At 54.3% G+C, this 14,284-nt stretch carries 14 protein-coding genes; 2 read left to right on the top strand and 12 right to left on the bottom strand.

Features of this window, described 5'->3' with window-relative positions:
* Positions 1–70 precede the first annotated feature (70 nt).
* The 6 genes from tcuR to ybfF all read right to left on the bottom strand — a co-directional run bounded on the left by tcuR (position 71) and on the right by ybfF (position 3,737).
* Positions 71–997 carry a tricarballylate utilization LysR family transcriptional regulator TcuR gene (tcuR, locus tag OGX94_RS02525; RefSeq protein WP_003831357.1) on the bottom strand — a complete coding sequence of 309 codons (927 nt, stop codon included), beginning with the start codon at positions 995–997 and terminating at the stop codon, positions 71–73.
* Positions 998–1,125: 128 nt separating this feature from the next.
* A complete protein-coding gene (fur, locus tag OGX94_RS02520) occupies positions 1,126–1,572 on the bottom strand; it encodes a ferric iron uptake transcriptional regulator (protein WP_003022836.1) in 447 nt (148 codons plus the stop codon).
* Positions 1,565–1,651: a ryhB-regulated fur leader peptide gene (locus tag OGX94_RS02515; RefSeq protein WP_100247215.1), complete on the bottom strand. Its 87-nt coding sequence runs from the start codon at positions 1,649–1,651 to the stop codon at positions 1,565–1,567. The genes fur and OGX94_RS02515 overlap by 8 nt, the downstream gene beginning before the upstream one ends.
* Positions 1,652–1,861: 210 nt before the next feature.
* Positions 1,862–2,392 (bottom strand): flavodoxin FldA, encoded by a 531-nt coding sequence (gene fldA, locus OGX94_RS02510; protein WP_003022839.1) that lies wholly within the window; start codon positions 2,390–2,392, stop codon positions 1,862–1,864.
* A gap of 155 nt (positions 2,393–2,547) precedes the next feature.
* Complete coding sequence (gene ybfE, locus OGX94_RS02505; RefSeq protein WP_003831362.1) at positions 2,548–2,835, bottom strand: LexA regulated protein; 288 nt, start codon at positions 2,833–2,835, stop codon at positions 2,548–2,550.
* Positions 2,836–2,963: 128 nt separating this feature from the next.
* The gene (ybfF, locus tag OGX94_RS02500; RefSeq protein ID WP_032934546.1) at positions 2,964–3,737 is read right to left on the bottom strand and encodes an esterase; all 774 of its coding nucleotides are present in this window, start codon (positions 3,735–3,737) and stop codon (positions 2,964–2,966) included.
* Between the two features lie 194 nt (positions 3,738–3,931).
* Here ybfF and seqA point away from each other — a divergent pair, with 194 nt between their 5' ends.
* Both seqA and pgm read left to right on the top strand, forming a co-directional pair.
* Complete coding sequence (seqA, locus tag OGX94_RS02495) at positions 3,932–4,474, top strand: replication initiation negative regulator SeqA (RefSeq protein WP_003022848.1); 543 nt, start codon at positions 3,932–3,934, stop codon at positions 4,472–4,474.
* Positions 4,475–4,498: 24 nt separating this feature from the next.
* Positions 4,499–6,139, top strand: a complete 1,641-nt coding sequence (gene pgm, locus OGX94_RS02490) for a phosphoglucomutase (alpha-D-glucose-1,6-bisphosphate-dependent) (RefSeq protein ID WP_257661490.1) — start codon at positions 4,499–4,501, stop codon at positions 6,137–6,139.
* A gap of 96 nt (positions 6,140–6,235) precedes the next feature.
* Here the strand turns inward: pgm and kdpE are convergent, their stop codons facing one another.
* The 6 genes from kdpE to kdpF are packed head-to-tail and all read right to left on the bottom strand — an operon-like array spanning position 6,236 to position 14,017.
* Positions 6,236–6,913 carry a two-component system response regulator KdpE gene (kdpE, locus tag OGX94_RS02485; protein WP_257661491.1) on the bottom strand — a complete coding sequence of 226 codons (678 nt, stop codon included), beginning with the start codon at positions 6,911–6,913 and terminating at the stop codon, positions 6,236–6,238.
* Entirely contained in the window at positions 6,910–9,594 is a 2,685-nt protein-coding gene (gene kdpD / locus OGX94_RS02480; protein WP_286568602.1) for a two-component system sensor histidine kinase KdpD, read from the bottom strand. The genes kdpE and kdpD overlap by 4 nt, the downstream gene beginning before the upstream one ends.
* Positions 9,587–10,171, bottom strand: a complete 585-nt coding sequence (gene kdpC / locus OGX94_RS02475; RefSeq protein ID WP_286568600.1) for a potassium-transporting ATPase subunit KdpC — start codon at positions 10,169–10,171, stop codon at positions 9,587–9,589. The genes kdpD and kdpC overlap by 8 nt, the downstream gene beginning before the upstream one ends.
* An 8-nt stretch (positions 10,172–10,179) precedes the next feature.
* The gene (gene kdpB / locus OGX94_RS02470) at positions 10,180–12,228 is read right to left on the bottom strand and encodes a potassium-transporting ATPase subunit KdpB (RefSeq protein WP_257661493.1); all 2,049 of its coding nucleotides are present in this window, start codon (positions 12,226–12,228) and stop codon (positions 10,180–10,182) included.
* A 20-nt stretch (positions 12,229–12,248) separates the two neighbouring features.
* Positions 12,249–13,928 (bottom strand): potassium-transporting ATPase subunit KdpA, encoded by a 1,680-nt coding sequence (gene kdpA, locus OGX94_RS02465; RefSeq protein ID WP_257661494.1) that lies wholly within the window; start codon positions 13,926–13,928, stop codon positions 12,249–12,251.
* Entirely contained in the window at positions 13,928–14,017 is a 90-nt protein-coding gene (kdpF, locus tag OGX94_RS02460; RefSeq protein ID WP_001670793.1) for a K(+)-transporting ATPase subunit F, read from the bottom strand. Before kdpF ends, kdpA begins: the two co-directional genes overlap by 1 nt.
* Positions 14,018–14,284: the final 267 nt, after the last annotated feature.

Below are 14,284 nucleotides of genomic sequence, written 5' to 3'. Positions count from 1 at the left end.
TGTTAAATTTGTAATTGAAATGTATACGCGCAGCTTGTGCGGGCGCTATGACGTAGTGCTAAACGGTACTTTAGTTATTGTAAAGGATGGCGCCAGGCCAGCTTCCTGCTTCCACCAGTTGATGCATCACTTTCGTCAGCACCACACGGGCCGCGAGGCCTGCCGGGGTGAGTTCATCGTCTGAGAGACTCACCAGAAAGTTGGGGCGGCTAAGTATTGGATTGTGGACGCCGATCACTCTTAGCGTCTCTTTATCGAGATGGGAAATTGCCGCGCCGGGCTGGAGAGTGGCACCAATGCCACTGCGCACGGCACGCATGAGTAGCGCCAGACCATCAATTTCCGTGGCGATCTCAATGTTCAGCGCGTGTTCCTGACAAATCGCTTCCAGCCTGCCGCGCAGACCGTGGCCCGGGCTTGGCATTATCAATGGGATACTTGCCAGCTGGGCTGGAGCAATATTGTCATCGGCAATATCAGCCAGTAAGGCATGAGTCCCAATCAAAAACAGCCGCTCTTCGAGAATCGGTATGGCGCTCCAGCGCAGGATCTTTTCTTTCTGAAACACGACAGCCAGATCAATCTGGCGGGTATTAATCATCCGCTCCAGATTGCCAGAGAGGCTTTCCACCACATGCAGACGGACATCACTGTAGCTTTCCTGCATGGCGTTGATAAACGGCATTCCGAGAACGGAAGCGGTACTGGGAGCCATGCCGACGCTGACGTGTCCGGAAAGTCGGGACTCGCGTGCGGCGAGGATCGCGTCGTCTGCGTGACGAAGCGCCAGCTGCGCCTGGGAGTAAAAAGCCAGCCCGGCGCTGGTGGGTGTCACGCCTCGTGAGGTGCGTTGCAGCAGGCGAATAGCGAGTTCGTTTTCCAGACGCGACATTTGCTGGCTGAGTGCCGAAACCCCGATATTGAGATCGAGCGCCGCGCTACCCATGCTGCCTGTTTCTACAATGCGCACAAAATAGCGTAGCTGGCGAAGTTCCATTTCGACTCTCCGGAAGGGGCAATTGATTTTTACATTAAAGCAACACAGGAGCGTAGGGAAGGGGAAAAGGGCAGGTAATGCCCATAAAAAAAGCCAACCGGAAGGTTGGCTTTTCAAAAAGCATTACATTATTTGCCGTCGTGGGCATGCTCATCTTCGCGGCAATCGCCTTCAGCGCAGTGGCCGTAGAGATAGAGACTATGGTTGGTTAAACGAATACCATGTTTAGCCGCAATCTCACGCTGGCGCGCTTCGATGGAATCATCGCTGAACTCAACCACTTTGCCGCAGTCGAGACAGATGAGGTGATCGTGATGATGCTGTTGAGTCAGTTCGAAGACGGATTTACCACCTTCAAAATTATGGCGGGTCACGATACCGGCATCATCAAACTGGTTCAGCACACGATACACGGTCGCCAGACCAATTTCTTCACCCATATCGATCAGGCGTTTGTATAAATCTTCCGCACTGACGTGATGGTTATCCGGTTCCTGAAGAACTTCCAGAATTTTTAAACGAGGAAGCGTTACTTTCAGGCCAGCCTTCTTTAATGCGGTATTGTTGTCAGTCATGCGGAATCTGTCCTGTAGCTAAACGATTCACTTCATTAACAGAAGTGACAGAAATTGCACTTGAGATAATGCGTATCATTATAGAACTGCCATGGCTAAATGAAAACTGCAAGTCTCTGGCATATATTGTTAATCAAAACGTGGTATCGCCGACAAACACACTGTGCAACACCCGATTGGCATCCAGCCATTGTACAGGGTCAGACGAAAAAGTTACAAATTTGTAGCAATTATTTTGATTGGTTTTATCTATTGATGCGGCGCAGATGGAAATCTACGCCGCACGAAATCAGGCATTAATGATTTCGTCGAGGTGCAGCTCTTCAGAGATCTGCTTAACCCATTTTTCTACGCGTTCTGCTGTCAGTTCTGGCTGGCGATCTTCATCGATAGCCAGACCGACAAAGTGGTCGTCGTCAGCCAGGCCTTTAGACGCTTCAAAGTGATAACCCGCAGTCGGCCAGTGACCAACGATGGTTGCACCGCGCGGTTCGATGATGTCGCGAATTGTGCCTAACGCATCGCAGAAATACTCTGCGTAATCTTCCTGGTCGCCACAGCCGAACAATGCAACCAGTTTGCCGTTAAAATCAATGTCTTCGAGGGTAGGGAAGAAGTCATCCCAGTCACACTGCGCTTCACCGTAGTACCAGGTTGGGATGCCGAGCAGCAGAATGTCATAACCTTCGAGGTCTTCTTTGCTACTTTTTGCAATGTCATGAACATCGGCAACGTCTTTACCAAGCTGTTTTTGAATCATTTTTGCGATGTTTTCGGTATTACCGGTGTCGCTGCCGAAAAAGATGCCAGTGATTGCCATGAGTTAAATAACCTCTTGAAACTTATTGAAATGGTGGTGGCGCATTGCCCACGGATAAGGGCAATCATAGCAGAACAGTCAGGCATGCGGAAACAGCAAACACGCAGGACTGCACTCTGTGCTACACGATTTATGATTTAGAGCAGAAATTCAGACTATGCCTGACCGCGCAATGTGCTGAGTTGGGTCATCAGCATCTCTTCGATGAGTTCACTGCGACTCATGTTGCGCGCCTCCGCCAGCTCGTTCAGAGCGTCAACGGCATCAGCGTTCAGTTTCAGTTCGACACGCTTAAGCCCGCGAACTTTGTCACGCTTAAGCTGATTACGTTTATTAATACGTAACTGTTCATCACGCGAGAGCGGATTAGTTTTGGGTCGTCCCGGGCGACGCTCCTGCGCGAACAGATCTAATGTCGTACGGTCCGTTTGTTCTTTGGCCATGATCTTGGTGACTTCGGGGAAACAATCAGCCAGGCGTCTGCCCGGATGGATAGCGCGCCATAATACATCAGCAGGGGTGACACGCCAACGCCCACGCGCGTAATCGCGCGCAGACGCTGAGTTTTTAATCAGTTAGCGTGTTCGTTCAGATAACGACGGATGGCGCGCAGCACCGCCTCCGGTTTTTCCGCATGCACCCAATGACCGGCTCCAGCAATAACATGCGCCCGAGCCTGCGGAAATTGCGCCAGCAGCTGTTCGCGATACGCTTCGGTAACATACGGTGAGTTGCCGCCAGGGATAAACAGCGCCGGGTGCTCCCACGCAGGAATGGTTTCCCAACCGACGATATGAGGATACTGATCCCACAGCACGGGAACGTTAAAACGCCATTCGCCGTCGACGAAAGATTTCAGCAGAAACTGGATTACGCCTTCCTCATGCAGATGCTGACGCATGACGCTGGCCGCCTGCTGACGCGAAGTGACCTGGGCATCGGTTACGGCATTAATAGCGGTAAAGATCGCATCGTGACGGCGAACTTGATAGTCGACCGGTGCAATATCAATGGCCACCAGTCGATCGATACGATCAGGAGCCAGCGCGGTTAATGCCATGACGGCTTTTCCCCCCATCGAGTGACCAATAAAGGTCGCCTTTTCTATTTGCTGAGCGTCCAGCGTATCCAGCAAATCTTGCGCCATGGCCGGATAATTCATCTCAGGGGAACGAGGGGAGAGGCCATGATTTCGCATATCGACCTGGATGATATCGTGATCGACCACCAGATCGCGCGCCAGGATCCCCAGGTTATCCAGACTGCCAAACAGGCCGTGAACCAGGACGATGGGAGAATTATTGTGCAGGTTTTGCGCAGATTGCGCTCGGATATTCAATTTCATGGCAAAGTTCTTTTTTTCACACTCACGGGTTAGGGTATCATGTTGACCATTCTGCCACATGGCTGCAACAACTACGGTTACTCTGAGTTTTGCTGGCCACCAGGCTTGACGCTATCCGCTGTTGGGATTTGCCTTTACACTACGTGTGTTTACCCCGACAACTTGTATTCAGCTAAACACTGCACTGGATTAAGATGAAAACGATTGAAGTTGATGATGAACTCTATAGCTATATTGCCAGCCACACCAAGCATATTGGCGAGAGCGCATCCGACATTTTACGGCGTATGTTGAAATTTTCCGCCGCATCACAGCCTGTCACTCCGATAGTCAAAGAAGTCCGCGCTGTGCAACCTGTCGTGGAAGCTAAGCCGGTTAACCCCGTAAAAGATAAAGTGCGCGCGATGCGTGAACTGCTGCTGTCCGACGAATACGCGGAACAGAAGAAAGCAGTAAATCGCTTTATGCTGGTGCTGTCTACACTCTATTCACTGGATCAAAACGCGTTCGCCGAAGCAACGGAATCGTTGCATGGCCGTACGCGCGTTTATTTTGCAGCAGATGAACAGACGCTGCTGAAAAATGGTAATCAAACCAAACCGAAACACGTGCCAGGCACGCCGTACTGGGTGATCACCAACACCAATACCGGCCGTAAATGCAGCATGGTTGAACACATCATGCAGTCAATGCAATTCCCCGCGGAATTGATTGAAAAGGTTTGCGGAACAATTTAATCCTTGCATTAGAAGGACCAGGCAATGGCAATCCACAACCGTGCAGGTCAACCTGCGCAACAGAGTGATTTGATTAACGTCGCCCAACTGACGGCACAGTATTATGTACTGAAACCAACAGCAGGGAACGCTGAGCACGCCGTTAAGTTCGGTACGTCCGGACATCGCGGCAGTGCAGGTCGTCATAGTTTTAACGAGCCGCATATTCTGGCTATCGCTCAGGCGATTGCTGAAGAACGTGCGAAAAACGGGATTACTGGCCCGTGCTATGTGGGCAAGGATACCCACGCGCTGTCTGAACCGGCTTTTATCTCTGTACTGGAAGTGCTGGCGGCGAACGGCGTTGACGTCATCGTGCAGGAAAGTAACGGTTATACGCCGACCCCTGCTGTGTCGAATGCTATCCTGGTCCACAACAAAAAAGGCGGCCCGCTGGCTGACGGCATTGTGATCACGCCGTCCCACAATCCGCCGGAAGATGGCGGCATTAAATATAACCCGCCAAACGGTGGTCCGGCAGATACCAACGTCACCAAAGTGGTGGAAGACAGAGCCAACGCGCTGCTGGCTGACGGTTTGCAAGGCGTGAAGCGCATGTCGCTGGACGCTGCGCTGGCATCTGGCCATGTAACAGAGCAGGATCTGGTTCAGCCGTTTGTTGAAGGACTGGCTGACATCGTCGACATGGCGGCGATCCAAAAAGCGGGTCTGACGCTGGGTGTCGATCCGCTGGGCGGTTCCGGTATCGAATACTGGAAGCGTATTGCTAAGCACTACAACCTGAACCTGACTATCGTTAATGATCACGTTGATCAGACTTTCCGTTTCATGCATCTCGACAAAGATGGCGCAATCCGCATGGACTGCTCCTCCGAGTGCGCGATGGCAGGCCTGCTGGCGCTGCGCGACAAGTTCGATCTGGCCTTTGCCAACGACCCAGACTACGACCGTCACGGTATTGTCACCCCGGCGGGGCTGATGAATCCGAACCACTATCTGGCGGTGGCGATCAACTACCTGTTCCAGCATCGCCCGCAGTGGGGCAAAGATGTTGCCGTTGGTAAGACGCTGGTGTCCTCGGCGATGATTGACCGCGTGGTGAATGATTTAGGGCGTAAACTGGTCGAAGTGCCGGTTGGCTTTAAATGGTTTGTTGACGGTCTGTTCGACGGCAGCTTTGGCTTTGGTGGTGAAGAGAGCGCGGGGGCATCTTTCCTGCGTTTCGACGGTACACCGTGGTCGACCGACAAAGACGGCATCATCATGTGCTTGTTGGCGGCAGAAATTACCGCAGTGACCGGTAAGAATCCGCAGGAGCACTACAACGAACTGGCTGCCCGCTTTGGTGCGCCGAGCTACAACCGCCTGCAGGCAAGTGCGACCTCCGCACAGAAAGCGGCGCTGTCTAAGCTGTCTCCGGAAATGGTGAGTGCCAGCACGCTGGCGGGCGACCCGATCACCGCACGTCTGACGGCGGCACCGGGCAACGGTGCTTCTATCGGCGGTCTGAAAGTGATGACTGACAACGGCTGGTTTGCCGCTCGTCCGTCCGGCACCGAAGACGCTTATAAAATCTATTGCGAGAGCTTCCTCGGTGAAGAACACCGCAAGCAGATCGAAAAAGAAGCGGTTGAAATCGTCAGCGAAGTGCTGAAAAACGCGTAAACCGTAGGCCGGATAAGACGCTAGCGTCGCTATCCGGCATGAATTAAAAAGCCGGATAGCTTTGTGCTGATCCGGCTTTTTTTATTCGGCTTAGATTCACGGCATAAACCGATAACCAATCCCGGTTTCGGTCAGAAAATGACGCGGACGCGCCGGGTCCTGTTCCAGCTTCTGGCGCAGGTGTCCCATGTAAATTCGCAGATAGTGACTGTGTTCGACGGCGTTCGGTCCCCAAACCTGATTTAGCAACTGGCGTTGCGTTAGTACCTTTCCGGCATTATTCAGCAGTACCGCTAACAGGCGAAACTCAATCGGCGTCAGATGAATCTCTTCATCACCACGATGTACGAGCCGGGCGGCGATATCTACTTTTACGTTGGAAAAATGCACCACTGGCTCGGGAGACGCGCCGCTGTTGTGGCGGCGCAATGCCACACGTAATCGCGCCTGTAGCTCGCCAATACCAAAGGGTTTACTGAGATAGTCATCGGCGCCGGCATCCAGAGCGGCGATTTTATCGCTTTCTTCGCTGCGGGCTGAGAGCACAATTACCGGTATCGCGCTCCATTGTCGCAGGTCACGAATAAAATCAATGCCGTCACCGTCCGGCAGACCGAGATCGAGAATGATGAGATCGGGTTTTCGCGTGGCGGCTTCCAGCAGACCACGTTGCAGCGTTTCTGCTTCATATACACGCAGACCATCGGCTTCCAGCGCGGTACGCAGAAAGCGACGGATAGCCTGTTCATCTTCAACAATCAGTACGTTCGTCACATATCCTCATGAAAATCTTCAAGTTCAGGGGGGATTTCCTGGGGCAGTGTAACACGGAAACATGCTCCTCCCTGTGTGCGATTGTGGACGGAAATCGTACCGCCGTGCACGTCCACAATGGCCTGACAGATTGCCAGCCCCAGCCCAACGCCCGGTACCGATGACTCTTTGTTTCCCCGGGAAAACTTGTCAAAAACTCGCTGCTCCATACCCGATGGAATGCCGGGGTCATTATCCCAGACGTCCAGTTGCAGGTGCTCGCCATCGACGCAGGCATCAATACCGATTTGCGCCGCTGGACCTGCGTATTTAACGGCATTTTCCAGCAGATTAATTAGCACCCGTTCAAAGAGTGGGCCATCGACGTGGATCAGCGTCAACGGTGCTGGTAGCGATAAATTAATAGGAGCAGAGAGTCCTGGCTCCAGCATCTGCAGGGCGCTGCCGACCACCTCTTCCAGTGTTAACCACTCCTTCTTAAGATTAAAGCCGCCAGACTGAATTCGCGCCATATCCAGCAGGTTATTAACCAGTCGGGTCGTATTAAGGACGTGCTGGCGAATCTCACTGGCCTGGCGCGCGTGCGGCGATCCTTCGCTTGCCAGATCCAACGTTAAGATCTCAGCCTGACCAAACAGCACCGTTAGCGGCGTACGTAAATCGTGGGAAAGGGCGGCGAGCAGCGCGTTGCGAATGCTTTCGCGCTCGCTGGCAAACCGGGCCTGCTCTTCGCTGGCGGTTAGCGTCAGACGCTCCAGCGCACTGGCGACCAGTAAAGTGAAAGTTTCCAGCAGGCGTTGCTGTTCGGGGATCATCAGCTGGCGTAAATTTCCCGGTTCCACAACCAGCAGCCCATGCGTTTTGTCGGCACTTTTTAACGGTAAAATTTGATACGGCACTCCTGGCAACGTGTCAGTACCTGCGCCAGCCGGTTGCCCTTTATCAAAGCTCCATTGGGCAATGGCATCATCCCACGGTGTCATGCCTTGTTGATGGGTGAGAGGGGCCAGCTTACCGTTCTCACCGGGCAGTAAAACCTGGCTGCGGGCCTGGAACGTTGAGGCAATAAACTGTTCGCTGGTGGCAGCGATATCTTGCTGACTCCGTCCGACGGCCAGCGCTTTCGACATCTCATACAAATGGCGCGTACGTTGTTCACGATAACGGGCTACCCGCGCCTGATAACGCACTCCGGCGGTAAGATTACCGATTACCAGCCCTACCGTTAGCATCACGGCGAAGGTGAGCAGGTACTGGACGTCGGAAACGGCCAGCGTGCCACGCGGAGCAATAAAGAAGAGATCGAAGCTGGCGACGTTAATAAAAGTTGCCAGCACCGACGGCCAGCGTCCGTAAAAGAGGGCGATAACCACCACGCCCAATAAATAGATCATCACCAGGTTGGCTGCGTCAAAGGCCATCAACCACTGCATGGCAATCAACGTAATGATGGCGCACAGCGCGACGGCAACCACACAACCCTGAATTTGTACCCGCCATTTATCCTTAAAGGTGCGGTTATCTGCAGTTTGTAGCACAGGGCGCGAAGGTGGCTCATCGAGCGCAACAATCATCAGGTCGAGATCCGGTGCGCGATGGGCCAGTTTGTCAGCAAAAGAATCACTGCGCCACCAGCGTCGTGTAGTCGGACGTCCGAGGACAATTTTTCCCAGATTATGCTCACGGGCGTAGCGGATTACAGCCTTGTCTTCAGCGGGATCGGAAAGGGTGGCGGTTTCTGCACCCAGCTCCTGGGCTAACCGCAGAGCGCTTAAAATTGCGCGGCGCTGTTTTTCGGGCAGTCGGTGCAGCGCTGGCGTTTCGACATACACTGCATGCCAGACGCTGCCGAGGCGCGCTGCCAGACGCGCGGCAGCACGCACCAGCTTTTCGCTGCCGGTATTGTGTCCAATGCACAGTAAAATGGCGTCACGGGTATGCCAGACTTTTTCTTCCCCCGGACGCCCTCGCCAGGCACGCATCTGATCGTCAACCCGATCGGCCGTGCGGCGCAGGGCCAGCTCACGTAGCGCGATCAAGTTCCCTTTGCGAAAGAAATGCTCGATGGCTCTTTCCGCCTGACCGGCGATATAGACCTTGCCTTCGTTCAGGCGTTGGCGCAAATCGTCGGGGGGAAGATCGACCAGCACCACATCGTCGGCGGCATCGAAAAAAGGATCGGGGACGGTTTCGCGAACCTGAATGCCGGTGACGCCGCTGACCACATCATTGAGGCTTTCCAGATGCTGCACGTTGACGGTAGTAAAAACGTCAATACCGGCTTCGAGCAGCTCTTCAATGTCTTGCCAACGCTTAGGGTGGCGTGAGCCAGGCGCATTACTGTGCGCCAGTTCATCCATCAAAATGAGCGCCGGACGGCGGGCCAGCGCCGCGTCGAGATCGAACTCGCTAATATGACGACCATGGCGCGCCTGTCTCTTTAGCGGCAGGATGCTGAGACCGTCCAGCAACGCGGCGGTCTCTTTGCGTCCGTGGGTTTCCACCACCCCAATCAGCACATCTAACCCCTGCGCCCGCAACCGTTGGGCCTCTGCCAGCATGGCCCAGGTTTTACCGACGCCTGCACACGCGCCGAAGAAAATTTTTAGTTTTCCGCGGTGCGGGGCAGCGGTCTGCTCCAGCAGGCGATCGGGGTCGGGGCGTAAGGGTTCGTTATGCATGTCCTTTTTCCCAGTGCTTATCCAGCGCTAAATTAAGTTCTACCAGGTTCACCACCGGCTGGCCGATAAAACTGACCAACGGCTTTTGCGTGTATTGTGCAACCAGGCGCGTGACCTCTTCAACGCTGAGGTTGCGAGCCTGCGCCACGCGGGGGATTTGCCAGGCCACCGCGGCTGGCGTCAGATTGTTATCCAACCCGCTGGCAGAAGCCGTTACCAGCTCTACCGGAACGACAGGATTTGCCTGCGGGTTAGCAGCACGCAGTGCGGCTATCCGGCTTTGCAGCTGTTTATCCAGTTCCGGATTGCTGGCTGCCAGGTTACTGCCGCCTGAAGCCATTGGATTATAGGGCATTTCTGCTGTAGCTGACGGACGTCCCTGAAAATAACCGGCCGCGGTAAAATGTTGCCCAATGAGCGCAGAGCCGCGAACGACTTGATCTTCGCGTAGAAGCGAGCCGTTAGCCTGGTGGGGAAACCACCACTGCCCCAACGCGGTGGTCAACAACGGGTAAGCTCCGCCGGTGATAAGCATCAGGAAAATCAATGTTGATAATGCAGGACGTAATCCACTCATCTGAAACCTCACACCAGACCCAGTAGGGTCAGCAGTAAATCAATTGCTTTGATACCGATAAACGGCACAACCAGACCACCCAGACCATAGATCCACAAATTACGGCGCAGCATTGCGGATGCGGATAACGGTTTGTAGCCCACGCCTTTAAGCGCCAGCGGGATCAGTAAGACGATAACCAGCGCATTAAAGATAACCGCGCTGAGGATCGCCGAGTCCGGCGAATGCAAGCCCATCACGTTAAGCGCATTGAGCTGCGGGTAGGTGGCGGCGAACGCGGCCGGGATAATGGCGAAATACTTCGCCACGTCGTTGGCGATACTGAAGGTGGTCAGCGAACCACGCGTCATCAGCATCTGTTTACCAATGTGCACCACTTCAATCAGCTTGGTGGGGTTAGAGTCGAGATCCACCATATTGCCTGCTTCTTTCGCCGCCTGGGTCCCGGAGTTCATGGCGACCGCCACGTCGGCTTGCGCCAGCGCCGGGGCGTCATTGGTTCCGTCGCCGGTCATCGCCACCAGACGACCTTCCGCCTGATACTGACGAATCAGCGCCAGCTTGGCTTCCGGCGTGGCTTCAGCTAAGAAGTCATCTACCCCGGCTTCTGCCGCAATCGCGGCAGCGGTCAGGCGGTTATCGCCGGTGATCATCACCGTTTTGATGCCCATTTTACGCAGTTGGGCAAAACGTTCTTTGATTCCGCCTTTTACAATATCTTTCAGGGCAATCACGCCCAGCACGCGGGAGCCTTCGGCAACCACCAGCGGCGTAGCGCCAAGGCGTGCGACGTTTTCGACCTTCTGCTCCACGTCGGCAGGGAAGTGGCCGCCGTTGGCTTCAACGTGACGACGAATAGCATCGACCGACCCTTTGCGGATCATGCGGTTGTCGATGTTGATCCCGCTCATTCGGCTTTGGGCGGTAAACGGTACAAAGGTGGCGTGCAGCGATTGCACGTCGCGAATACGCAGATTAAAGCGCTGTTTTGCCAGAATCACGATACTGCGGCCTTCAGGGGTTTCATCGGCCAGTGATGAAAGCTGCGCGGCGTCGGCCAGCGTCTTTTCATCCACCCCCTGGGCGGGCAGAAAATCTGAAGCCTGGCGGTTGCCCAGCGTAATGGTGCCGGTTTTGTCCAGCAGCAGCACGTCCACGTCACCCGCCGCTTCCACTGCACGTCCGCTGGTGGCGATGACGTTCGCGCCCAACATGCGGCTCATCCCGGCGACGCCAATAGCAGAGAGCAACCCACCGATGGTGGTGGGGATCAGACACACCAGCAGGGCAACCAGTACCGTGACGCTAACCGCGCTACCACCCCAGGCGGAAAACGGCCACAGCGTGGCGGTCGCCAGCAGAAAAACGATGGTCAGGGCTATCAACAGGATCGTCAGGGCGATTTCATTCGGCGTTTTACGCCGCTGCGCGCCTTCAACCATGGCGATCATCCGGTCGAGGAACGTTTCACCAGGGTTCACGCTACATTCGATCACCAGCCAGTCGGAGAGGATGCGGGTCCCGCCGGTGACGGAGGCGAAATCACCACCGGATTCACGAATGACCGGCGCGGATTCACCGGTAATGGCGCTTTCATCCACCGATGCGCCACCTTCGATGACCTCGCCGTCACACGGGATAATATCGCCCGCTTCTACTAACACGATATCTCCTTTGCGCAAATCCTCCGCCGGAACGTGATCCATGGCGGCACCGTATTTCGGTTCGCGGAGTTTGCGAGCAAAAGCGGTTTTTTTAACTCCTTTCAGACTGTTAGCCTGAGCCTTACTGCGTCCTTCCGCCAGCGCTTCGGCAAAGTTGGCGAACAGAACGGTAATCCACAGCCACAGACTTATCGCGCCGGTAAACCACGGATTGCCTTGCATATGGCCTGTGGCCATTGCCAGCGTTAACAGGGTTGTCAGCAGACTGCCCAGCCAGACGATAAACATCACCGGATTGCGCCACTGGGTATGTGGGCTTAATTTTTTCACGGCGTCCATCAGCGCCTGTGCGACCAGAGAGGGTTCGAACAGCGCCAGTTGCTTGCGACTCATAGTCATGTGCTCCGCATCACTCAGTGTAATGACAGGTATTCTGCGACCGGGCCAAGTGCCAGGGCAGGAACAAAAGTGAGGGCGCCAACCAGTAACACCGTACCGATTAACAACCCGACAAACAGTGCACCGTGAGTAGGCAGCGTGCCAGGGCTTGCTGGCTGGATCTTTTTACTGACCAGCGATCCGGCAATTGCCATCACGGGAATGATCACGCCGAAGCGGCCTAAGAACATGCACAGGGCCAGCAGACAGTTCCAGAACGGGCTGTTGGCGCTTAATCCGGCGAAGGCGCTACCGTTGTTGTTCGCGGCAGACGATACGGCGTACAACACTTCGCTAAAGCCATGTGGACCAGGATTGAGCATGGCGCTGCGCCCGGCATCGCTCATCATCGCTATCGCCGTACCGAGCAGTACCAGCGCAGGGGTGACCAGAATCGCCAGTGCGGTCATTTTCATTTCACGCACGTCTATTTTCTTACCCAGATATTCCGGCGTGCGACCAATCATCAGGCCCGCGATAAACACCGCCAACAACACGAACAGCAGCATGCCGTACAGGCCCGAACCGACACCACCGAAGACCACTTCGCCAATCTGCATTAGCCACATCGGCACCATCCCACCCAGCGCGGTGAAGGAGTCATGCATCGCATCGACAGCGCCGCAAGATGCCGCTGTCGTCACGACGGAAAAAAGACTCGTAGCCAGCACGCCAAAGCGGCTTTCTTTGCCTTCCATGTTGATATTACTGTCTGCACCGAATGCCATCAGGTGCGGGTTGCCTTGAACTTCGGCCCACATCACCACGGCTACGCAGACCACAAATATCAGCGACATGGCCCACAGCAGGGTCCGCCCCTGGCGACGATCGCCAACCACATCACCAAAGGCAAAACACAGCGCGGTAGGAATTAAGAAAATGGCCAACATCTGTACCAGATTGGTCAACGCGGTAGGGTTTTCAAACGGATGTGATGAGTTAGCGTTAAAGAACCCGCCCCCGTTAGTGCCAAGCATCTTAATCGCTTCCTGTGAGGCGACGGGCCCCATCGGCAGCACCTGTTTCACCCCTTCAAGGGTAGTAATGGGCTGATAGGGCAACACGTTTTGCAGCACACCTTGCTGAATGAAGAACAACGCAATGAGCAATGCAATGGGGAGCAGGATCCACAGCGTAATGCGAACCAGATCGACCCAGGCGTTGCCCAGCGTGTTCATACTCTGGCGAGTAAAGGCACGGGCCAGGGCAAAAATCACCGCAATCCCGGTTGCCGCTGACAGGAAGTTCTGCACGGTCAGCCCGACCATCTGGCTGAAGTAGCTTAAGGTGGTTTCGCCAGCATAGGATTGCCAGTTGGTGTTGGTGACAAAACTTACCGCCGTGTTGAGCGCCAAATCCCACGAAAGCCCAGGTAGCTGTTGCGGATTTAGCGGCAGCAGGTTTTGCGCCATCAGCATTGAAAACAGGACCAGCAACCCCAGCACATTGAGCGCGAGGATCGCCAACAGATACTGCCGCCAGTTCATCTCCTGCTGCGAGATGCCCAGACCGCGCCAGAGCAGATGTTCCACGCCAGCCAGGCCCGGCAGGGACGTATTATTGATCAGCCGAGCCAAGCCAAAACCCAGCGGTCTGGCGATGATAAACAGTACCAGCAAGAAACTGGCAATGAGTAAAAATCCTTGGGCCGCCATCAGAACGCCTCCGCATTAATCAGGGCATACACCAGATAACCTAATAATAAAAAGACCAGCACAATGCCGGTTATCACGCCTGCACTCACGGTGCACCTCCAGTGGCATAAATGTGATAACCAGAGCGTAGAATTTTGCTTGCAAAGATTTCGCAAAAATCAGTTAGAGAGGTGTAAAAAAAGTATAAAAATGGCAAAGACCATTATTTAACTAATGATTAGTATTAATTTAACTTTTATGTAACTTAATTACGGTTTTTAGCTAAACGGAGCATCAATAGATAAAAATAAGTGGTCGGATGAGTAGCAAAATTACACACAAGGCGGTATTATTTTCATCAGTTAACCAAGTTTATT

It is taken from the genome of Citrobacter sp. Cpo037 (assembly GCF_030332945.1).
GTDB classification, from domain to species: Bacteria; Pseudomonadota; Gammaproteobacteria; order Enterobacterales; family Enterobacteriaceae; genus Citrobacter; species Citrobacter portucalensis.
The sequence above is the reverse complement of the archived record's forward strand: the minus strand, read 5'-3'. Positions and strand labels throughout refer to the sequence as shown.

Excerpts from the sequence above, each read along its gene's own strand:
- ybfE (WP_003831362.1), bottom strand. The coding sequence starts at position 2,835 with ATGGCCAAAGAACAAACGGACCGTACGACATTAGATCTGTTCGCGCAG.
- ybfF (WP_032934546.1), bottom strand. The coding sequence starts at position 3,737 with ATGAAATTGAATATCCGAGCGCAATCTGCGCAAAACCTGCACAATAAT.
- fldA (WP_003022839.1), bottom strand. The coding sequence starts at position 2,392 with ATGGCAATCACTGGCATCTTTTTCGGCAGCGACACCGGTAATACCGAA.
- kdpA (WP_257661494.1), bottom strand. The coding sequence starts at position 13,928 with ATGGCGGCCCAAGGATTTTTACTCATTGCCAGTTTCTTGCTGGTACTG.
- tcuR (WP_003831357.1), bottom strand. The coding sequence starts at position 997 with ATGGAACTTCGCCAGCTACGCTATTTTGTGCGCATTGTAGAAACAGGC.
- pgm (WP_257661490.1), top strand. The coding sequence starts at position 4,499 with ATGGCAATCCACAACCGTGCAGGTCAACCTGCGCAACAGAGTGATTTG.
- seqA (WP_003022848.1), top strand. The coding sequence starts at position 3,932 with ATGAAAACGATTGAAGTTGATGATGAACTCTATAGCTATATTGCCAGC.
- fur (WP_003022836.1), bottom strand. The coding sequence starts at position 1,572 with ATGACTGACAACAATACCGCATTAAAGAAGGCTGGCCTGAAAGTAACG.
- kdpC (WP_286568600.1), bottom strand. The coding sequence starts at position 10,171 with ATGAGTGGATTACGTCCTGCATTATCAACATTGATTTTCCTGATGCTT.
- kdpB (WP_257661493.1), bottom strand. The coding sequence starts at position 12,228 with ATGAGTCGCAAGCAACTGGCGCTGTTCGAACCCTCTCTGGTCGCACAG.
- OGX94_RS02515 (WP_100247215.1), bottom strand. The coding sequence starts at position 1,651 with ATGATACGCATTATCTCAAGTGCAATTTCTGTCACTTCTGTTAATGAA.
- kdpD (WP_286568602.1), bottom strand. The coding sequence starts at position 9,594 with ATGCATAACGAACCCTTACGCCCCGACCCCGATCGCCTGCTGGAGCAG.